Genomic DNA, 25,734 nt, shown 5'->3' with positions numbered 1-25,734 from the left:
CTCCCCCAGGGGGCTCCGCCCCCGGCCCCCGCTCCTCAATCGCCGGAGGGGCTCCCCTGCGCCGTCGTCCGGCCTTCCCGCCGCCGTGGTTGCTCGCGCAGTTCCCCGCGCCCCTGACGGGGCGCGGCCAGGGGCGTGGCCCCCGAACAGGCACGACCCTAAGCGCTTGCTCACCGGCAGGGGTATGGTGTTCGTCCTGCGAGAGGGAAGGGGCCAGTGATGACGACCGCGGCGGAGGAGACCGGCGGCGAGGACATGCCGTGGGGCGAGGTGACCCCGGACGCGGCGAGGCGGCTGCTGATCGCCGCGGTCGAGGCGTTCGCCGAGCGCGGCTACCACGCGACCACCACCCGCGACATCGCCGGCCGCGCCGGCATGAGCCCCGCCGCGCTCTACATCCACTACAAGACCAAGGAAGAGCTGCTCCACAAGATCAGCACCATCGGTCACACCAAGGCGCTCGACATCCTCGAGTCCGCCGCCGACGGCCCCGGCTCCGCCGCCGACCGCCTCGCCGAGGCCGTACGCTCCTTCGTCGTCTGGCACGCCGGACACCACACCACCGCGCGCGTGGTGCAGTACGAGCTGGACGCGCTCGGCGAGGACCATCGCGCCGAGGTGATCCTGCTGCGCCGCCGCTGCGACGCCGCCGTGCGCCGCATCCTCAGCGACGGCGTCGACGCGGGCGAGTTCGAGGTGCCGGACGTCTCCGGCACCACCCTCGCCGTGCTGTCCCTCTGCATCGACGTGGCCCGCTGGTTCAACGTGGCGGGCCGCTGGACGCCGAACGAGGTCGGCGAGATGTACGCCGACCTCGTGCTGCGGATGGTGGGAGCCCAGCGGTGAGGGCTCAGAAGTAGAACCGCGAGACCGACTCCGCCACACACGCGGGCTTGTCCGAGCCCTCGCGCTCGACCGTCACCGTCGTCGTGATCTGCACGCCGCCGTCCTTCGTGGGCGTGACGTCCTTCAGCGTGCCGGTCGCCCGCAGCCGCGAGCCGACCGGGACGGGGGAGGGGAACCGCACCTTGTTCGTGCCGTAGTTGATGCCCATGCGGACGTTCTCCACGCGCATGATCTGCGGCACGAGCGTGGGCAGCAGCGACAGCGTCAGGTAGCCGTGCGCGATCGTCGTGCCGAAGGGGCCGTCCGCGGCCTTCTCCGGGTCGACGTGGATCCACTGGTGGTCGCCCGTGGCGTCGGCGAAGAGGTCGATCCGCTTCTGGTCGACCTCCAGCCAGTCACCGCTGCCCAGCTCCTCGCCCACCGCGGCCTGCAGCTCCTCGACCGACCTGAAGATCCTCGGCTCCGCCATGTCGTCCTGCCTCCCACGAGAGTATGTCTAAGCGCTTGCTCAGCATGCTCGCCGGTACGGACGCCTGTCAACGGATCGCGCAGGTAGGGTCGATGGGGTGGCGCAGATTCCAGAGAAGGTCCATGAGCTCACCGTCGGCCAGCTGTCCCAGCGCAGCGGCGCCGCCGTCTCGGCCCTGCACTTCTACGAGTCCAAGGGCCTGATCACCAGCCGCCGTACGAGCGGCAACCAGCGGCGGTATACGCGGGACACGCTGCGCCGGGTCGCGTTCATCCGGGCCGCGCAGCGCGTGGGCATCCCGCTGGCGACGATCCGGGACGCGCTGGCGCAACTGCCCGAGGAGCGCACGCCGAACCGCGACGACTGGGCCCGCCTCTCCGAGACCTGGCGCTCCGAACTGGACGAGCGGATCAAGCAGTTGGGCCGCCTGCGGGACCACCTGACGGACTGCATCGGCTGCGGCTGCCTGTCCCTGGAGACCTGCGTCCTCTCCAACCCCGACGACGTCTTCGGCGACCGCCTGACCGGCTCCCGCCTCCTCCCGGAGCACCGCAAGTAGGCCCCGAAGGGTCGCGGGGCTTTCGGGAAGGGGCGGGGAGGGGATCAATCAAGGGCAAGTCGCCCCACCCGCAAGGGACTTGGGGCGGAGGGACGCGCGCCGTGACGCGTGGACGCGGTACCGTCCCGGACCCAGCCCGACCGACCCGGTCAGAAGGAGTGCCCCATGAGTCTCGTGATCTGCTCGCTGCTGTGGGACGCCGCCCGCGGCGGCAAGCAGGCCGTCACCTACGACAACGACGGCTACCACCTGGTCCGCTTCCCGTACACCTCGGACCAGGAGTCGTACGACCCCTGGAAGATGCACGACCCCGCGCACGGCGGCGGCGAGCCGTCCAAGTTCCCCGACGCCCGCTCCGGCCTGATCTGGCCGAGCCACGACGGCTGGGGCGTGCTCTCGGCGCTCGTGTTCTGGGAGCCGGACTCCCGCCCCAACGAGTACCGCGCGAGATTCGTCCGGGACCCGCTGGGCCCCGGCTACGACTCGACGGCCACGACGGACTCGGCACCGACGGGCGGCGGACAGTACCGCTCGTACGTCTGGCAGATGTTCGTGCGCAAGGGCACGCCGCTGGGCTTCAAGGTGTCGGCGCGCGACACCGGCGACGTGAAGGTCAAGACCCCGTTGATGCACGCCCAGTTCAAGCTGGCGATCCACACGGACGTGAAGGTGCCCTGACCGGCACGGGCTCCGCGCGGGATCCGCGCACGGGGGTGCGGCGCCGTCGGCGCACCCCCGCCGTGCTCGGGGCGGAACGCGTGACCGCGCTCAGGCCGTGACGAGCGTCCTGAACTGCCGGGCCCGCGCGAGCGATCCGGGTGCGAGGACCGGCTGCGGCACGACGATGCCGCAGCCGGTGCACACCGGTCCCGCGGACGGCTCGTGCGCCAGGTCGTACTTCCAGACGATGTCGGCGGACGCGCAGACCGGGCAGTGGTCCCCGGGCTCCCGTTCGAGGGCGGCGATGAGTTTGCGCAGCACGTCGGCGAGCGGTTCCGTGGGGTGGACGTGCGGGTCGTCGCACCAGGCGACGCCGTGGCCGCCCCAGGTGAGCCGGTGCCAGTCGTCGACGCTGCCGGGGCGGCGCAGGCCGTGGTGCTTCTCCTGCTTGCGCCGGTGCGCGAAGTCCGTCTCGTACGCGAGCCACACCGCCCGCGCCGCCTCCAGCTCGTCCAGGGCGGCGGTCAGCCGCGCCGGGTCGGGGGACCGGTCCTCGGGGCCGAATCCGGCCCGGGTGCACAGGTGGTCCCAGGTGGCCCGATGGCCGTAAGGGGCGAATCGCTCCAGGCACTTGCGCAGCGAGTACCGCCGCAGGGCCAAGTCGTTGTGTCCGTCGCGGACCTGTCTCGCGAGGCTTCTGAATCCAGCCACCGCATCGCACCTCCGTCGCTGCTGCTTCGGCTACTTCGGCGTCGGCGAAAAGAAGACGTCGCCACATAGACGTATCGACTCGCGATCCGGCTCCATCTGTTTTTCGATGGCTCCCATCACGATCCGTCACGGCTCGCCGGTGCGGTCGGAACGCCGAGTGAACGGGAGTCCATCACAGCGGCTGTGGGATTCACGTAAGCGCGGCCCGCACCTCGGTCAGCCCAGTTCGCGTTCCCGGGTCTCCGGCAGCGCGAGCACGCACAGCAGCGACACCAGGGCCATCGCGCTGACGTACCACCCGACCGCCCCCGACCCGAAGGACGCCTGCAGGCGCGTCGCCACCAGCGGAGCCACCGCCCCGCCGGCCACACCGCCGAGGTTGTACGCGAACGACGCACCCGAGTACCGCACCCGCGCCCCGAACAGCTCCGGCAGATACGCCCCCATCGGCCCGTACACCACGCCCATGCAGAACAGCGCGCCGCCGAGCGCGATCGCGATCAGGACCGGCTGCCCGGTGTCCATGAGCGGGAAGAGCACGAGGCCCCACACCACCGCGAGCCCGCTGCCTGCGAGGACCAGCCGGCGCCGCCCGCCCGCGTCGGAGCGGGTCGCCGCGAACCAGGTGCCCGCGGCGAGGAACACGCAGGCCACCAGGGACAGTGCGAGCATCGTGTTCCGCGAGACCCCGAGTGTGTTCGTCCCGTACGCGAGGCAGTAGGTGGTGGCCGTGTAGAACAGGCCGTACGCGACGACCATGCCGCCCGCGCCGAGCAGCAGTTCCCGCGGGTGCCGCTTGAACACCTCCAGGGCGGGCGCGCGGCTCGCCTCCTGCGCGGCCATGACGCGCGCGAACACCGGCGTCTCGCTGATCTTCAGGCGGACGAACAGACCGACCGCCACGAGCAGGAACGAGAGCAGGAACGGCACGCGCCAGCCCCAGCTGCGGAACGCCTCGTCGTCGAGCACGGACGAGAGCAGCCAGAAGATGCCGGTGGCCGCGAAGAACCCGACGGACGGGCCGAGTTGGGGGAACGCCGCGAACATCCCGCGTTTCCCGCGCGGCGCGTGCTCCACCGCGAGCAGCGCCGCCCCGCCCCACTCGCCGCCGAGCCCGACGCCCTGCAGGAACCGCAGCAGGACGAGCAGCAGCGGCGCCCAGATGCCCCACGCCCCGTAGCCCGGCAGCAGGCCGACGAACGCCGTGGAGAGCCCCATCAGGAGGAGCGAGGCGACGAGCACCGACTTGCGGCCGACCCGGTCCCCGAAGTGTCCGAAGACCAGCGAGCCGATGGGCCGTGCCGCGAACGCCACCGCGTACGTGGAGAACGCGGCCAGCGTGCCGTTGACGGGGGTGAGGTTGGGGAAGAAGGCGTCGTTGAGGACGAGCGCGGCGGCCGTCCCGTAGACGTAGAAGTCGTAGAACTCGATGGCCGTGCCGATGAAGCTGGCGACCGCCACCCGGCGCAGGCTCTCCGGACTCTCGTCCGTCGAGGCGGCGGCGGGGGCGGTGGCCTTGCCGGGTTCGCTGGTGGTGGGGTCGTCGTCGATCACGTCGGCACTGTGGCGATCGGTGTAGCGTGCAGTCAATACGTGGGACGTTCGGTCCCGGATATTGAGACGCCGGGTTCGGTCAGCGGTACGCCAGATACTTCCGCCGCACCGCCCGGAACTCCGCCAACTCGCCCTGCCAGGCGGCCACGACCTCCGCCGCCTCGGCCCCGGCGTCGATCATCGTGCGCACCTGCGTCGATCCCGTGAGCTTGTCGATCCAGTGGTCGCTGCGCCAGGCGAAGCCCGACCAGCTCCGCTTCGCCGTCACCAGCAGCCCGATCCCGGTCGCCACCGCGTCGAACCGGCCCCGGTCGTGCACATGCAGCTGTACCCCGCCGATCGTCTTGCCCTGGAACTTCGAGAACGTCGGCGCGAAGTACGCCTCCCTGAAGTGCACGCCCGGCAGGCCGAGTTCGTTCGCCGCCTGAGCCCACCGCCGGTCGATCCCCTCGGCGCCGAGCAGCTCGAACGGCCGCGTCGTGCCCCGCCCCTCCGACAGGTTCGTGCCCTCGAAGAGACACGTCCCCGCGTACACGAGAGCCGTCTCCGGCGTCGGCATGTTCGGGCTCGGCGGCACCCACGGCAGGCCCGAGGCGTCGTAGTAGGCGTCCCTGCGCCAGCCCTCCATCAGCACGGTCTCCAGCTCGACCGGCCGCTTCAGGAACTCCGCGTTGAACAGCCGCGCCAGCTCCGCGACCGTCATCCCGTGCGCCTGCGCGATCGGCTCGCGCCCCACGAACGTCGCGAACTCCTTGTGCAGCACCGGCCCTTCGGCCGCCCGCCCCGACACCGGGTTCGGCCGGTCCAGGACCACGAACCGCTTCCCGGCCAGCTCGGCGGCCACCATGCAGTCGTACAGCGTCCAGATGTACGTGTAGAAGCGCGCGCCCACGTCCTGGATGTCGAAGACGACGGTGTCCACGCGCGCTTCCGTGAAGATGTCCGCCAGCGCCTGCCCGCTCTTCTGGTACGTGTCGAACACCGGCAGGCCCGTCGCCGGGTCGTCGTACCGGCCCTCCGAACCGCCCGCCTGCGCCGTGCCGCGGAAGCCGTGCTCGGGGCCGAACACCGCGACCAGGTCGACGCGTTCGTCGGCGTGCATCACGTCCACCACGTGCCGGACGTCCCGGGTCACGCCCGTCGGGTTGGTGACGACGCCGACCCGCTCGCCGGCGAGGAGCCCGTACCCGTCCGCGGCCAGCTGCTCGAAGCCGGTGCGCAGCCGGGTCGCGCCGCCCGCGGTGTCGGCGAGCGCGGGCGACGCGGCGGCCGTCGCGGCGAGCGCCCCCGTACCGGCGGCGAGCAGGCTCCGTCTGGAGAGATTCATTCCATGACCTCCGTGACATCGGCGGGGTGCGGCGGCTGCCGTGTGCGGGGCGCACGCTAGCGCGCGTGCGCCCCGCACGGAACGAACCGGACACGGACCGTCGCGTTCGGCCCCTTCCCCTGCTCCATACCGACTGGTTAGTCTGCGATCGCGTCGAGGTCGATCACACGCCCGGCACGAGCCGTTCCTGAGGGAGAGACCAGGGTGGAGAGCATGCGGGACAAGGCAGTTGTCGTCACGGGGGCGGGGGCCGGCATCGGCGCCGCGCTGGCCCGCAGGTTCGCGGCCGAGGGCGCGCGGGTCGCCGTCAACGACCTGGACCCGGACAAGGCGAAGGCCGTCGCGGACGAGATCGGCGGCGTCGCCGTGCCCGGAGACGCCTCCGCCGCCGTCGAGCCCGCACGGGACGCGCTCGGCGGGACCGTCGACGTGTACTGCGCCAACGCCGGCCTCGCCTCCGGCGGCACCGAGGCCGCCGACGAGCAGGTGTGGGCCCGTGCCTGGGACGTCAACGTGATGGCGCACGTCCGCGCCGCCCACGCCCTGCTGCCCGGCTGGCTGGAGCGCGGCGAGGGCCGGTTCGTCTCCACCGTGTCGGCCGCGGGCCTGCTCACCATGGTCGGCGCCGCCCCGTACAGCGTCACCAAGCACGGCGCGTACGCCTTCGCCGAGTGGCTGTCCCTGACGTACCGGCACCGCGGCCTCAAGGTGCACGCCATCTGCCCGCAGGGGGTGCGCACCGACATGCTCACCGCCGCCGGCTCGGCCGGCGAACTCGTCCTCGCGCCCACCGCCATCGAGCCCGAGGACGTCGCCGACGCGCTGTTCGCCGGGATCGCCGACGACCGGTTCCTGATCCTTCCGCACCCGGAGGTCGCCGGCTACTACGCCGCCCGCGCCGCGGAACCCGACCGCTGGCTCGGCAACATGAACCACATCCAGCAGAAGTGGGAGGCCGCCCAGTGACCGTGACCCCCGAAGGCCGCTACGCCGCCAAGCCCTGGCTCGGCCGGCTCAACGAGGCCCAGCGCGCCCCCGCCGACCCGCCGCCGACCGTCGTGCACGCCTTCCGCACCGCCGCCGCGGCGGCTCCGCAGCGCACCGCCCTCGCCTACTTCGACGGCCGCCTGTCGTACGCGGAGACGGACGCGCTCAGCGACTCCGTCGCCGGGCACCTCGCGGCCCGCGGGCTCGAACCCGGCGACCGGGTCGCCGTCATGCTGCAGAACAGCCCGCACTTCGTCCTCGCCGTCCTCGGCGTCTGGAAGGCCGGCGGCACCGTCGTCCCCGTCAACCCCATGTACAAGGCGGGCGAGGTCCGGCACGTCCTGCACGACGCCGACGTCACCGGCCTGATCTGCTCCGACCGCGCCTGGGACGCCTACCTGCGCGACACGGCCGCCGACTCGCCGGTGCGGATCGTGCTCACCGCCTGCGAACGCGACCTGCAGAGCCGCGACGACGCCCGCGTCCTCGGCTTCGAGCGGCTCCCGCAGGCCGCCGACGCCGACGACCTCGTGACCGTCGCCCGCACGGGCGACGCACCGCCCGCGGACCGCGAACCGGCCGCCGACGGCGTCGCGTTGATCAGCTACACCTCGGGCACCAGCGGCACCCCCAAGGGCGCCATGAACCTGCACGGCAACATCACGTACAACGCCGAACGGCAGCGCGGCGGGCACGGCATCGCCGAGGGCGCCACCTACTTCGCGCTCGCGCCGCTCTTCCACATCACCGGCATGGTCTGCGAACTCGCCGCCTGCTTCGCCAACACCGGCACGCTCGCCCTCGCCTACCGCTTCGACGCGGGCGTGGTCCTGGACGCGTTCCTGGAGCACCGGCCCCACTACACCGTCGGCCCGTCCACCGCGTTCATGGCCCTCGCCGCGCACCCGGACGTCACCCGCGACCACTTCTCCTCGTTCGAGGTCATCTCCTCCGGCGGCGCCCCGCTGCCGCCCGCCCTGGTGGAGAAGTTCCGCGCCGGCTTCGGCCCGTACATCCGCAACGGCTACGGGCTCACTGAGTGCACCGCGCCCTGTGCCTCCGTGCCGCCGCAGCACGAGGCGCCCGTCGACCCGGCCTCCGGGACGCTGTCGGTGGGGCTGCCCGGGCCGGACACCGTCGTCCGGATCGTCGACGAGAACGGCGCGGACGTGCCCTTCGGCGAGCACGGCGAGATCGCGGTGACCGGACCGCAGGTCGTCCCCGGCTACTGGCGCCGCCCCGAGGCCACCGAGGACACCTTCCCGCAGGGCGAGTTGCGGACCGGCGACATCGGCTTCATGGACGCCGACGGCTGGCTCTACGTCGTCGACCGCAAGAAGGACATGATCAACGCCTCCGGCTTCAAGGTCTGGCCCCGCGAGGTCGAGGACGTCCTCTACACCCACCCCGCCGTCCGCGAGGCCGCCGTCGTCGGCGTCCCCGACAGCTACCGCGGCGAGTCCGTGAAGGCGTACGTCAGCCTCCGCCCCGGCACGAGCGCCGACCCGGACGACCTCGCCGCGTACTGCAAGGAGCGGCTCGCGGCGTACAAGTACCCGCGCGAGGTGGAGATCCTGCCGGAGCTCCCGAAGACCACGAGTGGGAAGATCCTCCGACGGGAACTGCGTTCCCACCCGTAGATCGCATACGGTTCCCACCCGTAGCAGCAGACGTACGAAAGGCAGGTGGCGGCCATGGCCAAGGTGACGGAGTCCGACGCCGGCACGCCCGTCCCCCAGCGGCTCCTGGCCGCCGCCACCCGGCTCTTCGCCGAGCAGGGCTACGACCGGACCTCCGTGCAGGAGATCGTGGAGGCGGCGGGCGTCACCAAGGGCGCGCTCTACCACTACTTCGGCTCCAAGGAGGACCTGCTCCAGGAGGTCTACGCGCGCGTCCTCAGGCTCCAGCAGGAGCGCCTCGACGCGTACGCGGACTCGGACGCGCCCGTCGAGCAGCGGCTGCGCGACGCCGCCGCGGACGTCGTCGTCACCACCATCGAGAACCTCGACGACGCCGCCATCTTCTTCCGCTCCATGCACCACCTGAGCCCCGAGAAGAACAAGCAGGTGCGGGCCGAGCGCCGCCGCTACCACGAGCGGTTCCGGGCCCTGATCGAGGAGGGCCAGAAGGACGGCGTCTTCTCCACCGCCACCCCGGCCGACCTCGTCGTGGACTACCACTTCGGCTCGGTGCACCACCTGTCCACGTGGTACCGCCCGGACGGCCCGCTCACGCAGCAGCAGGTCGCCGATCACCTCGCCGACCTGCTGCTGCGCGCCCTGCGCCCCTGACCCTCAGGTCACAGGTACTGCTTCAACTCCCGCCGGGCGAGGGAGCGTTGGTGCACCTCGTCCGGCCCGTCGGCCAGCTTCAGGGTGCGCGCCGACGCCCACAGCTCGGCCAGCGGGAAGTCCTGGCTGACGCCGCCCGCGCCGTGCAGCTGGACGGCCTGGTCGATGATGTCGACGACGGTGCGCGGGGTGGCGATCTTGATGGCCTGGATCTCGGTGTGCGCGCCCTTGTTGCCGACCGTGTCCATCAGCCAGGCCGTCTTCAGGACGAGCAGCCGCAACTGCTCCACGGCCACCCGCGCGTCCGCGATCCACTCCTGCACGACGCCCTGCTGCGCGAGCGACTTCCCGAACGCCGTACGGGACACCGCCCGCCGGCACATCAGCTCGATCGCCCGCTCCGCCATGCCGATCAGCCGCATGCAGTGGTGGATGCGGCCGGGGCCGAGCCGCGCCTGCGCGATGCCGAAGCCGCCGCCCTCCTCGCCGATCAGGTTGGACGCGGGCACCCGCACCCGGTCGAAGACCACCTCGGCGTGCCCGCCGTGCCAGTGGTCCTCGTAGCCGTACACCGTCATCGCGCGCTTCACGGTCAGGCCGGGGGTGTCGCGCGGGACCAGGATCATCGACTGCTGGCGGCGCACGTCCGCGTTGTCGGGGTCGGTCTTGCCCATCACGATGAAGATCTTGCAGTTGGGGTTCATCGCCCCGGAGATGAACCACTTGCGCCCGGTGATGACGTACTCATCGCCGTCGCGCTCGATCCGCGTCTCGATGTTCGTCGCGTCCGACGAGGCCACCTCGGGCTCCGTCATCGCGAACGCCGAGCGGATCTCACCGGCGAGCAGCGGCTCCAGCCACTGCTTCTTCTGCTGCTCGTCGCCGAACTGCGCGAGCACCTCCATGTTGCCGGTGTCCGGGGCCGCGCAGTTCAGCGCGGTCGGCGCCAACTGCGAGGCGCGGCCGGTGATCTCGGCCAGCGGCGCGTACTGCAGATTGGTCAGCCCGGCCCCGTGCTCCGCGTCCGGCAGGAAGAGGTTCCACAGGCCCTGCCGGCGGGCCTCCGCCTTGAGGTCCTCGACGATCTGCGGCACCTCCCAGGGCGAGTCCAGCCGCGCGTGCTGCTCGTGCAGCACCGGCTGTGCCGGGTACACGTACTCGTCCATGAACGCGAGCAGCTTCGTACGGAGCTCCTCGGTGCGGGCGTCGAATGCGAAGTCCATTGCGGGTCAGCCTTCCTGAAGGGTGGTCAGGCCGTGCTCGATGAATTGCGGTACGAGTTCGCCGATGCGGTCGAAGCCGGGGCCGACGGTCTGCCCGAGCGTGTACCGGTAGTGGATGCCCTCGAGGATCACGGCGAGCTTGAACCAGGCGAACGCCGTGTACCAGGAGACCGCCGACACGTCGCGCCCCGAGCGCGCGGCGTACCGCTCGATCAGCTCGCGCGCGTCCGGGTGCCCGGGCGCCGAAGCGGTCGTGGAGATGGGGGAGTCGGGGAGTTCGAGCCGCGCGCTGTACATGGCGAGCAGACCGAGGTCGGTCAGCGGGTCGCCGAGCGTCGACATCTCCCAGTCGAGGATCGCGGTGATCTGCTCGCGGTCGTCGATGAGGACGTTGTCCAGGCGGTAGTCGCCGTGCACGACGGTCGCCGCGGGGGAGGCGGGCAGCTCCCGGCCCAGCGCCGCGTGCAGCTCGTCGATCCCGGCCAGCTCACGGTTGCGGGACGCGTCCAACTGCTTGCCCCAGCGCCGCAGTTGACGGTCGAGGAAGCCCTCGGGCCGGCCGAAGTCGCCGAGCCCCACCGCCTCCGGCTCCACGGCGTGCAGGTCGACCAGCGTGTCCACCAGGTTGAAGCAGGCCGCCCGCGTCCGCTCCGCCCCGATCGCCGTCAGCTCGGCCTCGGTGCGGTACGGCGTGCCCTCCACGAACTCCATGACGTAGAACGGCGAACCGAGCACCGACTCGTCCTCGCACAGCAGCAGCGCCTTCGGCACCGGCACGGCGGTGTCCCGCAGCGCGCTGATCACCCGGTGCTCGCGCTTCATGTCGTGCGCGGTCGCGAGGACGTGCCCGAGCGGCGGCCGGCGCACCACCCACCGGTCCGTCCCGTCGGTCACCGCGTACGTGAGGTTCGAGCGGCCGCCCTCGATCAGCCGTCCGTCGAGCGGACCGCGCACGAGTCCGGGGTGCACGCGGTCCAGGTGGCCGCGGAGTGCGTCTAGGTCGAGGCCCGGTGGCTGGTCTGAGGCCATGCTTGTCGCTCCCTGTGAGTTGACCCGTGCGTGCGTAGGTACTACGGGAAGCATCATGCCGACCAGTCGGTATGCCGTCTACCCTGTCAGCCGAAAGTGATCGGACTCTCGCCCTGTTTCCGCGGCTGCATCGCGGTTGCAGAGGGCCGGTCGACCGGTCAAACGGAACCCCCGCCCACCGGTCCCTCCTGGCGGGTCTCTCCGGGGAGAGCCTGCCAGGAGGGGCGGCAGCGGGGGAAGGGCGGCCTGGGCGGCGCGGGGTGTTTCGGGCGGTGTCCGCTCAGTGGTCGTCCCAGTGGCCGTCGTGCTCGGCGTGCCGGTGCCCGTCGTGGACGTAGTCGATGTGGTCGCCGTGCGGGACGGCCTGGTGGCCGCAGCCCTCGCCGTGCATGTGCTCGTGCCCCTCGTGGGCCTGGTGCCCCGCGGGCTCGCACTCGTCCCAGTGGCCTTCGTGCGCACGGTGCAGATGGCCGTCGTGCGCGTAGTCGACGTGGTCGCCGTGCGTGACGGACGGGTGCCCGCAGCCCTCGCCGTGCATGTGCTCGTGCGTGGGGTGCTCCTGGTGGAGGGTGGTCATACTGCTCACCTTCGGTGCGTTCCGGGGGTGGGTGACGGCTCCAGGCTAGACCCGTATGCCGGATTCGCGCCGTTCTGCGGGGGTCGGGTCGGGACCGGGCATAGGCCTCACCCCCCCCACCACCGCTCAGCGGACCACGGCCACCGCGAAGACAGCGAGGCCCACCGTGCAGCCGGCCGCGCCGAGGGCCGTCGACCAGCGCATCGTCGCGGGCCGGGGGCTCGCCAGGGCACGAATGCGCCGGTTGGCGACCGCCACGAACACCAGCCACAGCACCAGCGAAAGCCCGGCCGCGGCAAGCGCCAACGGCCCCGCCCCACCGTGCAGCGCCTGCTTCCCCGCCAGCACGGCGGCAACCGTGCAGGACAACGTCGTACGCCGCCAAGCCAACCGAGTCCGCTCCGGCTGCAGCCCGGGGTCGCGGTGGGGAGGGGTGGGGGGTGCGGGGGTGTTCGGCGTGCTGGGGGTGCCGGGGGCGTCAGGTGCGTCGGGGACGCTGGGCGCACCGGGGGTGTCGGGGGTGTTCGGCGCACCGGGGGTGTCGGGGGTGCCGGGCCCGCCTGGGCCGCTGGAAGAGCGGGGCCGGGCGGTGTTGCTGGGGTGGTCGGTGTTACCGGGGCTGCTGGGGCCGTGGGGCCCGACCGGGGCGCTGGGGCCGCCGCGTTCCTTCGAGTAGCCAGGGGCACCGGAGCCACCCGGCCTGTCGGCGTTGCCGGGGAAGTTGGATCCGCCGGGGGCGCCGGGGGCCCTGGGCCCGCCCGGGGCACCGAGGCCGCCGGGGTGGTCGGCGTTGCCGGGTCCGCTGGGGCCGTGGGGCCCGACCGGGACACCGGGGCCACCGGGGCCACCGGGACCGTCGGCGTTGCCGGGGGCGCCGGGGCGATTGGGCGCGTCCGAGTCACCTGGCCCACTGGAGCCGCCGGGCCCGTCCGCGTCGCTGGGCGAGCTGGGGTCACTGGGCCCGCCGGGCTCATCGGCCTCGCTCATCTCTCCGCCCAGCCGAAGAGGACCACCACCGCCATCGCCAGGGCCACGAGGCCGACCGCGAGTGCGAGGAGTGCGGGGAAGCGGGAGGCCGGGAGGTCCTCGCCGCGGCGCATCGCCAGTTCGCAGCGCACCCAGTGATTGACCGCCCGCAGCGCGCACAGCACGCCCACCACGAGCAGCGCGAGCGCCAGTGCCACCCGCCAGCCCCAGGGCAGGTCCGGCAGGAACTGGTCGACCGCGAAACCGCCGCCCACCAGCGCGAGCGCCGTACGGATCCAGGCGAGGAAGGTGCGCTCGTTGGCGAGCGAGAAACGGTAGTCCGGCGTCTCGCCCTCCTCGCGCACCCGCGCGGGGGCGAACCACAGCCGCAACGACTCCACGAACCCGTTCACCTTCCGCACCCTACCCGCGCCCGATCACCCCGCCCGCCGGGCCAGGAGCCGCTCGTACGCGGCCAGGCCGTCCGGCACCCACTCCCACTCGCCGAGCCGTTCCCGCAGCTCGGCCTCGGGCAGGAACGTGTGCCAGTCGACCTCCTCGGCCTGCGGCGAAACCGGCAGCTCGCAGCGCACCTCGTACACGGCCGACCACCAGCTCTGCCCGTCCCGCTCGTACAGGAACTTGAACAGCGGCACGGGCTGCGGGAGTCCGAAGACGCCCAGCTCTTCCTCGGCCTCGCGCAGCGCCGCCGTGTCGTACGACTCGCCCGCCCCGACGACACCGCCCACGAACATGTCGTACAGCGAGGGGAAGACCAGCTTCGTCGGCGTGCGGCGGTGCACGAACACGCGGCCGTCGGCGTCCCGGGCGAGGACGAACACGCAGCGGTGGCGCAGGCCCTCGGCGTACGCCACGCCGCGCGGCGCGGTGCCCACCACCCGGTCCTGCTCGTCCACGATGTCGAGGATCTCGTCAGCGCTCATGCCGTCATCCAACCCGCGCCCCGCCCGGCACGTCCAACGAGCCCCGCACGCACCCCGCCCCGCACACCGGTTGACGCCCCGCCCCGGCGTGCCGAAGATCTAACCCACCGGTAACCCGAGCCCCCGTGCCCTCCGCCCGGAGCGCACCGCCGACAGGACGGATGACCATGGCGTACGACGCTGATGTGATCGTGATCGGGGCGGGCCTCGCGGGTCTCGTGGCCACCGCCGAACTCGTCGACGCGGGGCGGAAGGTGATCCTCCTCGACCAGGAGCCGGAGCAGTCCATCGGCGGGCAGGCGCACTGGTCCTTCGGCGGGCTGTTCTTCGTCGACTCGCCGGAGCAGCGCCGGATGCGGATCAAGGACAGCCACGCGCTCGCCCTCCAGGACTGGATGGGCACGGCCGCCTTCGACCGCGCGGAGGACCATTGGCCCCGCAAGTGGGCCGAGGCGTATGTGGACTTCGCGGCCGGCGAGAAGCGCTCCTGGCTGCACGCGCAGGGCGTCCGCTTCTTCCCGGTCGTCGGCTGGGCCGAGCGCGGCGGGTACGAGGCGACCGGGCACGGCAACTCCGTGCCCCGCTTCCACATCACGTGGGGGACCGGGCCGGGGATCGTCGCGCCGTTCGAGCGGCGCGTGCGCGCAGGGGTGGCCCGCGGCCTCGTCGACCTGCGGTTCCGGCACCGCGTCACCGGGCTCGGGCGCAGCGCGGGCGCCGTCGACACCGTCACCGGCGAGGTCCTCGAACCGTCCGACATCGAGCGCGGGCAGGAGTCCAGCCGCACCGTCACCGGCGCGTTCGAGCTCAAGGCCCAGGCGGTGATCGTCACTTCGGGCGGCATCGGCGGCAACCACGACCTGGTCCGCGCCAACTGGCCGGAGCGCCTCGGCCGTCCGCCGGCCCGGATGCTCTCCGGCGTGCCCGCCCACGTCGACGGGCTGATGCTCGGCATCGCGGAGGACGCGGGCGGGCATGTCGTCAACCGCGACCGGATGTGGCACTACACCGAGGGCATCGAGAACTGGAACCCGATCTGGAGCAAGCACGGCATCCGCATCCTGCCCGGCCCGTCCTCGCTCTGGCTGGACGCCCGCGGCAAGCGCCTGCCGGTCCCGCTCTTCCCGGGCTTCGACACGCTCGGCACCCTCGACCACATCATGCACAGCGGCTACGACCACACCTGGTTCGTGCTCAACAAACGCATCATCGGCAAGGAGTTCACCCTCTCCGGCTCCGAGCAGAACCCGGACCTCACCGGCAAGTCCGTGCGCGACGTGCTCGGCCGGGCGCGGGCCGACGTGCCCGGGCCGGTCAAGGCGTTCATGGACCACGGCAAGGACTTCGTCGTGGAGAACGACCTCGCCGCGCTCGTCCGCCGCATGAACGCCCTCACCGACGAGCCGCTCATCGACGAGGCCGAGCTGCGCCGCGAGATCACCGCCCGCGACCGGGAGATCGCCAACCCGTTCACCAAGGACCTGCAGATCACGGCGATGCGCGGCTCCCGCAAGTTCCTCGGCGACAAGCTGATCCGCACCGCCTCCCCGCACCGCATCCTCGACCCGAAGGCCGGCCCTCTCGTCGCCGTACGGCTGAACATCCTCACCCGCAAGTCCCTCGGCGGCCTGGAGACCGACCTGACCTCGCGCGTGCTCACGGAGGGCGGCGACCCCCTGCCCGGTGTGTACGCGGCAGGGGAGGCCGCCGGGTTCGGCGGCGGCGGTGTGCACGGCTATCGCTCCCTCGAAGGCACGTTCCTCGGCGGCTGCATCTTCTCCGGCCGCGCGGCGGGTCGCGCGGCGGCCCGGGCGGTGGGGTAGGGGCCGGGGGAGTCGGGGCCCGCGGCAGCCGGGAAGGCGGGCGGCCGGTCAGACGGTGACCGTCACGACTCTGAAGCGCTCGGCGACGACCCGGGTCGTGTCGTCGACCCTGAGCTCCGGCTCGCCGAGGGCGGCTCTCAGCTGGTCGGAGTGCCAGAACTCCTCGTGCGCGACCCGCCATTCGGCCACCGACGCGTATCCCTCGCCCTCGTCGAGCGCGTGCCGCAGGCCGACCTCGGCGAGCGGCAGGACACGGACATCGGTGGTCTCCACGACCGCGACGGGCCGGCCGGCGGAGTCGATCAGGGCATGGCGGTCCCCGGATCTCGGCAGCGGCTCGCCCTCCTTCTCGTACTCCATGAGCAGTCCCGTCGTGGTCGTCTTCGAGCCCGCGAGCACCGCGGCGACCAGGGCGTCCCGCAGCGGGCCGGGGAAGGCGAGCTCCATCGGCGGCAACTCCCGCGCGTTCAGGGTCGGTTCGGTCGACGGCACAGCGCTGCTCCTCGGTGGTTCGGTCCTGTCCCGGTCACGTTCCGGTCTGCTCCGGGCGCGTTCCGGTCTGCTCCCGGTCTGCTCCCGGCCTGTTCTCGCGACCCTACGACCCGCCACTGACAGTCGCCCCGAGCAGCCAAGTCGCCCTGTGGACAAGTGAGTTGGCGAATCGATTCCTCCCGGCCCGGCCTTGACGGAATCCTGCCCTGCCGCTTAGCTGTGCGTGATCATTCGGTCGGCGCTGCGTGATGAACTGCCGTTCGCGCACACCGGCCGAGCCGTCCCGCGACCGTCCACACCCTCCGCCTGACCACCGTGATGGGAAGGACCAGCAGAGGTGTCCCCACCGCCTCCTCCGCTCGGGCGTGCCCGCAAGCGCGCCGCAGACGTCTTCGACCCCGCTCTCGACGACACCGAACTGGCCGCCGCGCGCACCGCGTTGGAGCGCGGCCGCTGGGCGGACACCCGCGCCCTGCTCGAAGCCACCGGCCGCGACTGGGACCGCCGCGGCCACCGCCTCGTCGTACTCGGCCAGGCGCCCGCCACGCGCGCGTGGGCGCAGGAGTGGCGGCTCGTCGAACCGGAGAGCGCGGACGCCGCCGCCCTGTTCGCCTGCGCCTCGGTGTGGCGTGCCCTGCGCGGCAAGGAGCGCCCCGAGCGCGCCCAGGAGGCCTGCCGCGAGGCCGCCGCCCTGGACGCCGAGGACCCCACGCCGTGGCTCGCCCTGCTGCTCCTCGCCCGGAACCTCGGCTCCGAGGAGGACGTGGTCCGCCTCTTCGACGAGGTGCGCCACCGCCACCCCCAGCACCACCACGCCCACCACCTGATGGTCGGTCGCCTCGCCGAGCGCCGCGCCGACCTCGGCCAGGACCCGCTGCACGAGGTGTACGACTTCGCCTCCTGGGCCGTCGACCAGGCGCCGCCCGACTCCCCGCTGGCGATCCTCCCGGTCGTCGCGCACGCCGAGCGGTACCGCGTCCTCGCCGGCGCCGCCCGCGCCTCCGCCCCGCCCGAGCAGTCGGGGCACTGGTCGGGCCGGCTCGCCCGCATCGTCCTCAAGGGCGCCTTCGACTGGTGGCTGGAGTGGGACGGCGCCCGGCACCCGCGCGGCCGCATCGACCTCAACTTCCTCGCCCACGCCAAGTTCTGCGAGGGCCGGGCGGCCGAGGCGGCGGCCCTGTTCCAGCGCATCGGCCCGTACGCCACCGAGGAGCCCTGGTCGTACCCCGGGCGCGACCCCGCCCAGGCCTTCGGCGCCGCCCGCAGCGCGGCCATCGGCGCCGCCTGAACTCGTCCGCGGGCACCCGGCGCCCGCACCGCACCGCACGAACCCGAACCGGAAAGGACCGGACCCCACGATGTCCACGGGCAGTTCGAGCACCACAGGCACAAGAGGCGCGGCCAGAAGCGCGACAAGCACCAGCACCGCCCCGCACGGCGACCGGATCAACACCTACAAAGGAGAGGAACGCGCCCTGCGCGCCGGCCGTCTCGGCACCGCGGGCCTGCTCCTCTCCGTGCTGGCCGCCAGCGCGCCCCTGATGGTGGTGGCCGGGGTCATGCCCACCACGTTCGGCGTGATGGGCATCGTCGGGCAGCCGCTGCTCTTCGTGATCCTCGGCCTGGTCCTGGCCCTGTTCAGCGTCGGGTACGCGGAGATGAGCCGGCACGTCCACAACGCCGGCGCCTTCTACGCGTACATCTCCCGCGGCCTCGGCGGCACCGCCGGTGCGGGCGCGTCCCTGGTGGCGCTTGTCGCGTACAGCGCGATGCAGGTCGGCATCTACGGCATCTTCGGCTTCGAGGTGTCCGCCCTCTTCGCCACCTACCTCGGCATCCAACTCGCCTGGTGGATACCGGCGTTGGCGGCCGTCGCGCTGGTCGCCGTCCTTGCCTGGCTGAAGATCGACCTCAACGCGCGCGTGCTGGGCGTTCTGCTGCTCGTCGAGTGCCTCCTGGTCGTGATCTTCGACGTGGCGGCGGTCGCCGAGCCCGCCGCCGAAGGGCTCGCGCTCACCGCGTTCGACCCGGACACCCTGACCGGCGCGGGCTTCGGCACCGCCCTCTGCTTCTGCATCGCCGCGTTCGTCGGCTTCGAGCAGGCCCCCGTGTACGCGGAGGAGACCAGCAGGCCCCAAGTCGTCGTCGCCCGCGTCATGTTCCTCGCCGTCGGCTTCGCCGCGCTGTTCTTCGCGATCAGCTCGTGGGCGCTCACCGTCGCGGCCGGCCCGTCCGGGATCGTCGACGCGGCCCGCGAGCAGGGCCCGGGCCTGCTGTTCGGCCTCACCGAGGACCGGCTCGGCGCGGGCTTCACGGACGTCCTGCACATCCTGTTCGTCACCGGGATGTTCGCGGCGATGCTCAGCTTCCACAACGTCGTCGCCCGGTACGCCTTCGCCATGGGCCGCGAGGGCCTGCTGCCCGCCGCGTTCGGCCGCACCAACAAGGCGAGCGGAGCGCCCGGTTCGGGCTCGCTGCTGCAGACGGTGATCTCGGTCGCGGTCGTCGTGGCGTTCGCGGTCACCGACGACAAGCCGGCGGGCGATCCGACGGTGCCGGTGCTGCGGCTCTTCACCTGGATGGGCAACGTCGGCGCCCTCGGCGTCATCGTCCTCATGGCCGCCGCCTCCCTCGCCGTGATCGTCTTCTTCGCCCGCCGCGGCGCCGCCCGCGCCCAGGCCTGGCGGCTCGTCGCCTCCGCCCTCGCGGGGCTCGCGCTGCTGGTGATCGCCGGGTACACGGTGAAGGACTTCGACGTCCTCGTCGGCGCCGGACCCGGCTCCGCCCTCGCCTGGGCGCTGCCCGCGGTGATCGGGCTCGCGGCGGTCGCGGGCCTGGTGCACGGCGCGGTCCTGAAGGCCCGCCGCCCCGAGGCACACGCCCGCATCGGCCTCGGCAACGAGGCGTTCCAACTGGAGAAGGCCGCCGGCTGAGCACGCCGGGCGTACGGGCCCACGGGGCGCGGCGGCCACTGGGGCACGGGCGCGGCGGCGGGCCGCAAAGATGACGAAACGCGGACGCCGCCCGCCGACCCCTGGCCGCCACGCCCACCGAGTGCTGAACTCGGCCCTGTGAACCCCGCATCGCCCACCGAGCCCGGCGCCACCCCGGCCCCACCGGAAGGCCCCCGACGTCCCGGGGACCCCGAAGGCCTCGAAGGCCCCGTCGACGCCCCCGGAGGCGCCCCCGTAGGCCGTCGCATCGTCCTCGGCATGCTCGGCCTGGGCGCCGCCGGAGTCGCCGCCGCCCCGCTCCTGCAACGCGGCGTCGACGCCCTCGCCCAGCGCGACCCGACCGGGCTCAGCGAGGCCCTGCCCGCAGGCGGCGGCTTCCGCTACTACTCCGTCACCGCGTCCGTACGCCCCCGAAGCGCCCGTACGTACCGGCTGCGCGTGGACGGGCTCGTCGACCGGCCCCGGACGTACACGCTCGCCGACCTCGGCGCGCAGCCGCAGACGCGGATCGTGCGGGACGTGCAGTGCGTGACCGGCTGGCGGGTCCCCGAGACCCCCTTCGAGGGCGTCCGCCTGTCCCGCCTCCTCGACGCCGCCGGAGTCCGCCCCGAGGCCCGCGCCGTCCGCTTCACCTGCTTCGACGGCGCGTACAGCGAGAGCCTCACCCTCGAACAGGCCCGCAGGGACGACGTGTTGGTGGCCCTGAGCATGCGCGACAGGCCGCTCGGCCACGAGCACGGCGGGCCCGTACGCCTCTATGTCGCGCCGATGTACTTCTACAAGTCGGCCAAGTGGCTCTCACGTATCACCGTCACCGACCACGTACACCCCGGCTACTGGGAGGAGCGAGGCTATGACGTCGACGCCTGGGTCGGCCGGTCCAACGGCCGCGACGACGCCCCGACCGCCTGAACCCGCCGTGCCCGCCCCGCCCGCGGCCCGGTTCAGCCCCGCCGAGCGCGCGGCCCACGCCGCGACCGCCGCCCTGATGCTGACCTGCATCGCCTCGGCGGCCTGCCTGTACGTGCCCGCCCTCGCCCAACTCGTCGGCCGCCGCGCCCTCGTCGTCGCCGTGCACGAGTGGACCGGCCTGCTGCTGCCCGTACCGCTCCTGGCCGGACTCGCCTCCCGTGCGCTCCGCGCCGACCTGCGCCGCCTCGACCGCTTCGGACCGCACGACCGCCGCTGGCTGCGCGCCGCCCTCCGCCGCGAGCAACTCCCGCGCCCGCAGGGCAAGTTCAACGCGGGCCAGAAGCTGTACGCGGCGTGGATCGGGGGAGCGGTCCTGGTGATGCTGGCGACGGGCCTCCTCATGTGGACCACGTCCGTGACCCCGCTGCCGCTGCGCACCGGCGCGACCTTCGTGCACGACTGGCTGTCCCTCGCGGTCGGGACGGTGGTCGCCGGCCATATCGCCATGGCCGTACTGATGTGGTCCCGCCGGGGCGCGCGGCCGCACGTGGACGACCCAGCAGGCCTCAACGAGCCCCCGAGCTCAGCCAGTTGAACCCGAGCGGTTACTCGTAGATCTCCCCGTCCACGTACACCCAGTGCCCGTCGAGCCGCTCGAACCGGCTGCGTTCGTGCAGCGAGCCCGGGCGGCCGCCCTCGACGTAGCGCGCGCGGAACGTGACCGTCCCCGTGCTGTGGAACGCGCTGCCCTCCGCGCTGTCCAGGATCTCGAGCCCCGTCCAGCGCATCGAACCGCCCGGCTCGAAGCCGATCCGCCGCGGCCGGGTGCGCGGATGCCAGGTACGCAGCAGATACGCCTCGTCCTCGACGGCGAACGCCGCGTACCGGGAGCGCATCAACTCCTCCGGGGTGGCCGCCGAAGCCTTTCCGGAGTGCAATCTTCCGCAACACTCGGCGTAGTCGAGCGGCTGTCCACAGGGGCAGGGTGAGGTCGTACGACGAGACATGACGCTCATTCTGCCGTGCCCGGGCCGGACGCGCGCCGGGGCGGCGAGGGGCCCGCGACCTGGACACCCCTTGTGCTCGGCCAAGTTTTGGTATCCCATTTACCTACGGGTTTTGGCCGGTTCTCACGGCCTCAACCACCCGCTGCGGCCTTGATCACCCCTCGTTCACCTGTGGTTTTCTCCCGCGAACCTCTTGACCGGTATGCGAAAACGGCCGTAGCGTCCCTCCACACCTGAAGCGAAAAACCAATTCCGTATACCGGAATTCCCGGAAGGGTGACTGGTGTGACCACAGCACAGGACGCATCGCGCACAGAAGTGGCGCCCTCGGACGTCTCGCAGCCGAGTGCCACGGGCACCAGTTCCCGGCTCTACAGTCCGGACCTCGCGCCCACCAAGAAGGCCGGGCGCAACTGGAGCGGCTACAGCGTCTTCACGCTGTGGGCCAACGACGTGCACAGCCTCGGCAACTACGCCTTCGCCCTCGGCCTCTTCGCGCTCGGGCTCGGCGTCTGGGACATCCTCGCCGCGTTCCTGCTCGCCTCAGTCTTCCTCTTCGGCCTGCTGAGCCTCTCCGGCTACATGGGCTCCAAGACCGGCGTCCCCTTCCCGGTGATGAGCCGCATCGCCTTCGGCATCAAGGGCGCCCAGCTCCCGGCCATGATCCGCGGCGGCGTCGCCATCGCCTGGTTCGGCATCCAGACCTATCTGGCCGCGACCGTGCTCTCCGCGCTCCTCAAGGCGCTGATCCCGAGCCTCGCCGCCCTGGAGGAGACGTCCGTCCTCGGCCTCTCCCTGCTCGGCTGGGTCTCGTTCCTCGGCCTGTGGGTCGTCCAGGTCCTGATCGTCAGCTTCGGCATGGACGCCATCCGTAAGTACGTCGAGCTGGCCGCCCCCGCCGTCCTCGTCACCATGCTGGGCCTGGCCGTCTGGATGTTCACCAAGGCCGACATGTCCATCGCCATGGACGCCGGGCAGGCCTTCACCGGCGCCGACCGCTGGATCCACATCCTGGAGGCCGCCGCCCTCTGGGTCGTCATCTACGGCACGTTCGTCCTGAACTTCTGCGACTTCACGCGCTCCGCCAAGAGCAACCGGTCGATCAACATCGGCAACCTCGTCGGCATCCCCGTGAACATGCTGTTCTTCGCCGGCATCGTGGTCGTCCTCAGCGGCGCCCAGTTCAAGCTGAACGGCAAGGTCGTCACCAGCGCCTCCGACATCGTGCAGACGATCCCGAACACGCTGCTGCTCGTCCTCGCCTCGCTCGCGCTGATCATCCTGACCGTCGCCGTGAACCTGATGGCGAACTTCGTCGCCCCGGTCTACACGCTGGTCAACCTCTTCCCGCGGAAGCTCAACTTCCGCCGCGCGGGCGTCGTCAGCGCCGTGATCGGCCTGGTCATCCTGCCCTGGAACCTCTACAACAACCCGGTCGTCGTCAACTACTTCCTCGGCGGCCTCGGCGCCCTCCTCGGCCCGGTCTTCGGCATCGTCATGGCCGACTACTGGCTGATCCGCAAGACCCGCGTGCACGTCCCGCACCTCTACACCGAGCACCCCGAGGCCACGTACGCCTACCGCAAGGGCATCAACCCGCGCGCCATCGGCGCGTTCGTCCCGGCCGCCGCCGTCGCCGTGGTCATCGCCCTCGTCCCCACCTTCAAGGGCATCTCCGGCTTCTCCTGGTTCATCGGCGCCCTGCTCGCCGCCGCCCTCTTCGTCGTCCTGCCGGGCCGCCCCGCGGTCCCCGAGGAGGACGTCGACGGCGAGGAGATCGCCGTACCGAGCGTCTGAGGGCCTCGGCAGCGGGCTGCCGCACCCGTCCCACCCGCACCACCACGCGAGAAATCAGGAACAACACCCCATGCGACTCCTTGTCGTCAACGTCAACACCACCGCATCGATGACGAAGAGCATCGGTGAGCAGGCCGCGAGCGTGGCCGCCCCCGGCACCGAGATCGTGCCGCTCACCCCGGACTTCGGACCGGAGTCCTGCGAGGGCAACTACGAGAGCTACCTCGCGGCGATCGCCGTCATGGAGAAGGTGCGCGCCCACCCCGAGCCCTTCGACGCCGTCATCCAGGCCGGCTACGGCGAGCACGGGCGCGAGGGGCTCCAGGAACTGCTCGACGTGCCGGTCGTCGACATCACCGAGGCGGCCGCCAGCACCGCGCAGTTCCTCGGCCACAAGTACTCGGTCGTCACCACCCTCGACCGGGCCGTGCCGCTCATCGAGGACCGGCTCAAGCTCGCCGGACTCACCGACCGGCTCGCCTCGGTGCGCGCCAGCGGCCTCGGCGTCCTCGACCTGGAGAGCGACCCGGACGCCGCCGTCGCCGCGATCGTCGAGCAGGCCGCGGCCGCCGTCGAGCAGGACCGCGCCGAGGTCGTCTGCCTGGGCTGCGGCGGCATGGCGGGCCTGACCGAGCAGGTCGTCGAGCGCACCGGCGTCCCGGTCGTCGACGGAGTGGCCGCCGCCGTCACCATCGCCGAGTCCCTGGTCCGCCTCGGCCTGAAGACCTCCAAGGTCCGGACGTACGCACCGCCCCGCCCGAAGCACGTCAAGGCCTGGCCCCCGGCCAACTGACCGCCCCCGAAAGCCGGTACGAGCCACCACGGCCCGTACCGGCTTTCGCGTACCCGGGCTTCGCGTACGCGGGTCTCGCGTACCCGGGTTTCGTACGCACGAAGAAGCGGGCCGTGACTCGAAAGTCACGGCCCGCTTCCCGCTGTGTCCGAGGGGGGACTTGAACCCCCACGCCCGATAAAGGGCACTAGCACCTCAAGCTAGCGCGTCTGCCATTCCGCCACCCGGACCGGTGACCCGCGGTTTCCCGCGGCGACGTGGAAAACCATAGCAAACATTCGAGGCCCCCTGATCACACCCCCGGCCCACCCGGGCCTGCTCCCGCCCGACCGTGAACGGCGCATTGCGGACCCCGCCCTGCCTTGGGGCGGGACGGGTCGGCGCGCGAGTATGTGAGGGACCACCAGCGCCAACTCGGGAGGAAGCAGCGTGAGCGAGTCGAGCAGGGGCGAGCAGGCACCGTCGGTCACCGGCGAGGACGAGGTCGTCGACCTCTGCCGTGACCTGATCCGCATCGACACCAGCAACTACGGCGACCACTCGGGGCCCGGCGAGCGCAAGGCCGCCGAGTACGTGGCGGAGAAGCTCGCCGAGGTCGGCCTGGAACCGAAGATCTTCGAGTCGCACCCGGGCCGTGCCTCCACCGTCGCCCGCATCGAGGGCGAGGACCCCTCCAAGCCCGCGCTCCTCATCCACGGCCACACCGACGTCGTACCGGCCAACGCGCAGGACTGGACGCACCACCCGTTCTCCGGCGAGATCGCCGACGGCTGCGTGTGGGGCCGGGGCGCCGTCGACATGAAGGACATGGACGCGATGACCCTCGCGGTCGTGCGCGAGCGGATGCGCAGCGGCCGCAAGCCCCCGCGCGACATCGTCCTCGCCTTCCTCGCCGACGAGGAGGCCGGAGGCACGTACGGGGCACGGCACCTCGTCGACAACCACCCGGACCTCTTCGAGGGCGTCAACGAGGCGATCGGCGAGGTCGGCGGATTCTCCTTCACCGTGAACGAGAACCTCCGCCTCTACCTCGTGGAGACCGCCCAGAAGGGCATGCACTGGATGCGGCTCACCGTGGACGGCACGGCGGGCCACGGCTCCATGACGAACGACGACAACGCCATCACGGAGCTGTGCGAGGCCGTCGGCCGCCTCGGCCGGCACAACTGGCCGATCCGCGTCACCAAGACCGTCCGCTCCTTCCTCGACGAGCTCTCCGACGCCCTCGGCACCGAGCTCGACCCGGAGAACATGGACGAGACGCTCGCCAAGCTCGGCGGCATCGCCAAGATGATCGGCGCGACCCTCAAGAACTCCGCCGCCCCGACGATGCTCGGCGCCGGCTACAAGGTGAACGTCATCCCCGGCCAGGCCACCGCCCACGTCGACGGCCGCTTCCTGCCCGGCTACGAGCAGGAGTTCCTCGCCGACCTGGACCGGCTCCTCGGCCCGCGGGTCAAGCGCGAGGACGTGCATGCCGACAAGGCCCTGGAGACCGACTTCGACGGCAAGCTCGTGGACGCCATGCAGAGCGCGCTCGGCGCCGAGGACCCGATCGCCCGCGCCGTGCCGTACATGCTCTCCGGCGGCACCGACGCCAAGTCCTTCGACGACCTCGGCATCCGCTGCTTCGGCTTCGCGCCGCTGCAGCTGCCGCCCGAGCTGGACTTCGCGGGCATGTTCCACGGCGTGGACGAGCGGGTCCCGGTGGACGGCCTGAAGTTCGGCGTGCGCGTCCTCGACCGGTTCATCGACGCGTCCTGAGCCAGGACCCCCGTGCGCTCAAGAATCGTCTGCGTGTGCGTAGTTGACT

26 protein-coding genes and 1 tRNA gene are annotated in these 25,734 nt (G+C 72.1%); 14 read left to right on the top strand and 13 right to left on the bottom strand.

What is annotated here, in order from left to right:
* The first annotated feature begins 219 nt into the window (after window positions 1-219).
* Window positions 220-846 carry a TetR/AcrR family transcriptional regulator gene (locus ACIDOF_RS07130; protein ID WP_409004840.1) on the top strand — a complete coding sequence of 209 codons (627 nt, stop codon included), beginning with the start codon at window positions 220-222 and terminating at the stop codon, window positions 844-846.
* Window positions 847-850: 4 nt separating this feature from the next.
* Here ACIDOF_RS07130 and ACIDOF_RS07125 read toward each other — a convergent pair whose 3' ends face one another.
* On the bottom strand, window positions 851-1,315 hold the full coding sequence (locus ACIDOF_RS07125) for a MaoC family dehydratase (protein WP_409004839.1): 465 nt from the start codon (window positions 1,313-1,315) through the stop codon (window positions 851-853).
* A gap of 97 nt (window positions 1,316-1,412) precedes the next feature.
* Between ACIDOF_RS07125 and soxR the strand changes: the two genes are divergently transcribed.
* Entirely contained in the window at window positions 1,413-1,874 is a 462-nt protein-coding gene (soxR, locus tag ACIDOF_RS07120) for a redox-sensitive transcriptional activator SoxR (protein ID WP_409004838.1), read from the top strand.
* A 165-nt stretch (window positions 1,875-2,039) separates the two neighbouring features.
* On the top strand, window positions 2,040-2,552 hold the full coding sequence (locus ACIDOF_RS07115) for a hypothetical protein (RefSeq protein ID WP_409004837.1): 513 nt from the start codon (window positions 2,040-2,042) through the stop codon (window positions 2,550-2,552).
* Window positions 2,553-2,642: 90 nt separating this feature from the next.
* Here the strand turns inward: ACIDOF_RS07115 and ACIDOF_RS07110 are convergent, their stop codons facing one another.
* From ACIDOF_RS07110 to ACIDOF_RS07100, 3 genes are all read right to left on the bottom strand, one after another.
* Entirely contained in the window at window positions 2,643-3,245 is a 603-nt protein-coding gene (locus ACIDOF_RS07110) for a hypothetical protein (protein WP_409004836.1), read from the bottom strand.
* Between the two features lie 216 nt (window positions 3,246-3,461).
* Window positions 3,462-4,799, bottom strand: coding sequence for an MFS transporter (locus ACIDOF_RS07105; protein WP_409004835.1), 1,338 nt, complete (start codon window positions 4,797-4,799; stop codon window positions 3,462-3,464).
* 79 nt (window positions 4,800-4,878) lie between these two features.
* Window positions 4,879-6,126: an exo-beta-N-acetylmuramidase NamZ domain-containing protein gene (locus ACIDOF_RS07100; RefSeq protein ID WP_409004834.1), complete on the bottom strand. Its 1,248-nt coding sequence runs from the start codon at window positions 6,124-6,126 to the stop codon at window positions 4,879-4,881.
* A gap of 213 nt (window positions 6,127-6,339) precedes the next feature.
* Here ACIDOF_RS07100 and ACIDOF_RS07095 point away from each other — a divergent pair, with 213 nt between their 5' ends.
* From ACIDOF_RS07095 to ACIDOF_RS07085, 3 genes are read left to right on the top strand one after another with little or no spacing between them, the layout of a single operon-like run.
* Window positions 6,340-7,092 (top strand): SDR family oxidoreductase, encoded by a 753-nt coding sequence (locus ACIDOF_RS07095; protein ID WP_409004833.1) that lies wholly within the window; start codon window positions 6,340-6,342, stop codon window positions 7,090-7,092.
* Window positions 7,074-8,753, top strand: coding sequence for an AMP-binding protein (locus ACIDOF_RS07090; protein ID WP_409004832.1), 1,680 nt, complete (start codon window positions 7,074-7,076; stop codon window positions 8,751-8,753). Before ACIDOF_RS07095 ends, ACIDOF_RS07090 begins: the two co-directional genes overlap by 19 nt.
* Before the next feature lie 54 nt (window positions 8,754-8,807).
* Window positions 8,808-9,404: a TetR/AcrR family transcriptional regulator gene (locus ACIDOF_RS07085; protein ID WP_409004831.1), complete on the top strand. Its 597-nt coding sequence runs from the start codon at window positions 8,808-8,810 to the stop codon at window positions 9,402-9,404.
* An 8-nt stretch (window positions 9,405-9,412) separates the two neighbouring features.
* Here ACIDOF_RS07085 and ACIDOF_RS07080 read toward each other — a convergent pair whose 3' ends face one another.
* From ACIDOF_RS07080 to ACIDOF_RS07055, 6 genes are all read right to left on the bottom strand, one after another.
* On the bottom strand, window positions 9,413-10,627 hold the full coding sequence (locus ACIDOF_RS07080; protein ID WP_409004830.1) for an acyl-CoA dehydrogenase family protein: 1,215 nt from the start codon (window positions 10,625-10,627) through the stop codon (window positions 9,413-9,415).
* A 6-nt stretch (window positions 10,628-10,633) separates the two neighbouring features.
* Window positions 10,634-11,656, bottom strand: coding sequence for a phosphotransferase family protein (locus ACIDOF_RS07075; RefSeq protein WP_409004829.1), 1,023 nt, complete (start codon window positions 11,654-11,656; stop codon window positions 10,634-10,636).
* Window positions 11,657-11,936: 280 nt separating this feature from the next.
* Window positions 11,937-12,233, bottom strand: coding sequence for a hypothetical protein (locus tag ACIDOF_RS07070; RefSeq protein ID WP_409004828.1), 297 nt, complete (start codon window positions 12,231-12,233; stop codon window positions 11,937-11,939).
* Between the two features lie 126 nt (window positions 12,234-12,359).
* A complete protein-coding gene (locus tag ACIDOF_RS07065; RefSeq protein ID WP_409004935.1) occupies window positions 12,360-12,644 on the bottom strand; it encodes a DUF202 domain-containing protein in 285 nt (94 codons plus the stop codon).
* A 572-nt stretch (window positions 12,645-13,216) separates the two neighbouring features.
* Window positions 13,217-13,612 (bottom strand): YidH family protein, encoded by a 396-nt coding sequence (locus ACIDOF_RS07060; RefSeq protein WP_409004827.1) that lies wholly within the window; start codon window positions 13,610-13,612, stop codon window positions 13,217-13,219.
* Window positions 13,613-13,636: 24 nt separating this feature from the next.
* A complete protein-coding gene (locus tag ACIDOF_RS07055) occupies window positions 13,637-14,143 on the bottom strand; it encodes an NUDIX hydrolase (protein WP_409004826.1) in 507 nt (168 codons plus the stop codon).
* A gap of 167 nt (window positions 14,144-14,310) precedes the next feature.
* Here ACIDOF_RS07055 and ACIDOF_RS07050 point away from each other — a divergent pair, with 167 nt between their 5' ends.
* Window positions 14,311-15,966, top strand: coding sequence for an FAD-binding dehydrogenase (locus ACIDOF_RS07050; RefSeq protein ID WP_409004825.1), 1,656 nt, complete (start codon window positions 14,311-14,313; stop codon window positions 15,964-15,966).
* 48 nt (window positions 15,967-16,014) lie between these two features.
* Here the strand turns inward: ACIDOF_RS07050 and ACIDOF_RS07045 are convergent, their stop codons facing one another.
* A complete protein-coding gene (locus tag ACIDOF_RS07045) occupies window positions 16,015-16,413 on the bottom strand; it encodes an ASCH domain-containing protein (RefSeq protein ID WP_409004934.1) in 399 nt (132 codons plus the stop codon).
* A 382-nt stretch (window positions 16,414-16,795) separates the two neighbouring features.
* Between ACIDOF_RS07045 and ACIDOF_RS07040 the strand changes: the two genes are divergently transcribed.
* The 4 genes from ACIDOF_RS07040 (at window position 16,796) to ACIDOF_RS07025 (ending at window position 20,919) form a co-directional block, all read left to right on the top strand.
* Entirely contained in the window at window positions 16,796-17,746 is a 951-nt protein-coding gene (locus tag ACIDOF_RS07040; protein WP_409004824.1) for a hypothetical protein, read from the top strand.
* 70 nt (window positions 17,747-17,816) lie between these two features.
* A complete protein-coding gene (locus ACIDOF_RS07035) occupies window positions 17,817-19,391 on the top strand; it encodes an APC family permease (RefSeq protein ID WP_409004823.1) in 1,575 nt (524 codons plus the stop codon).
* Window positions 19,392-19,529: 138 nt separating this feature from the next.
* Window positions 19,530-20,324 (top strand): molybdopterin-dependent oxidoreductase, encoded by a 795-nt coding sequence (locus tag ACIDOF_RS07030; RefSeq protein WP_409004822.1) that lies wholly within the window; start codon window positions 19,530-19,532, stop codon window positions 20,322-20,324.
* Complete coding sequence (locus tag ACIDOF_RS07025) at window positions 20,266-20,919, top strand: cytochrome b/b6 domain-containing protein (RefSeq protein ID WP_409004821.1); 654 nt, start codon at window positions 20,266-20,268, stop codon at window positions 20,917-20,919. Before ACIDOF_RS07030 ends, ACIDOF_RS07025 begins: the two co-directional genes overlap by 59 nt.
* A 10-nt stretch (window positions 20,920-20,929) precedes the next feature.
* Here the strand turns inward: ACIDOF_RS07025 and ACIDOF_RS07020 are convergent, their stop codons facing one another.
* The gene (locus ACIDOF_RS07020; RefSeq protein WP_409004820.1) at window positions 20,930-21,331 is read right to left on the bottom strand and encodes a YchJ family protein; all 402 of its coding nucleotides are present in this window, start codon (window positions 21,329-21,331) and stop codon (window positions 20,930-20,932) included.
* Window positions 21,332-21,649: 318 nt separating this feature from the next.
* Between ACIDOF_RS07020 and ACIDOF_RS07015 the strand changes: the two genes are divergently transcribed.
* Window positions 21,650-23,128: an NCS1 family nucleobase:cation symporter-1 gene (locus ACIDOF_RS07015; protein WP_409004933.1), complete on the top strand. Its 1,479-nt coding sequence runs from the start codon at window positions 21,650-21,652 to the stop codon at window positions 23,126-23,128.
* A gap of 70 nt (window positions 23,129-23,198) precedes the next feature.
* Window positions 23,199-23,921 carry an aspartate/glutamate racemase family protein gene (locus ACIDOF_RS07010; protein ID WP_409004819.1) on the top strand — a complete coding sequence of 241 codons (723 nt, stop codon included), beginning with the start codon at window positions 23,199-23,201 and terminating at the stop codon, window positions 23,919-23,921.
* Between the two features lie 145 nt (window positions 23,922-24,066).
* Here the strand turns inward: ACIDOF_RS07010 and ACIDOF_RS07005 are convergent.
* A tRNA-Leu gene (locus ACIDOF_RS07005) sits at window positions 24,067-24,151 on the bottom strand.
* 199 nt (window positions 24,152-24,350) lie between these two features.
* Here ACIDOF_RS07005 and ACIDOF_RS07000 point away from each other — a divergent pair.
* Window positions 24,351-25,685 (top strand): M20/M25/M40 family metallo-hydrolase, encoded by a 1,335-nt coding sequence (locus ACIDOF_RS07000; RefSeq protein ID WP_409004818.1) that lies wholly within the window; start codon window positions 24,351-24,353, stop codon window positions 25,683-25,685.
* The last annotated feature ends 49 nt before the right edge of the window (window positions 25,686-25,734 follow it).

The organism is Streptomyces sp. Da 82-17 (assembly GCF_046098215.1).
Classification (GTDB): Bacteria; Actinomycetota; Actinomycetes; order Streptomycetales; family Streptomycetaceae; genus Streptomyces.
Note: the sequence above shows the minus strand (reverse complement) of the source record. Positions and strands in the feature narration are given on the sequence as shown.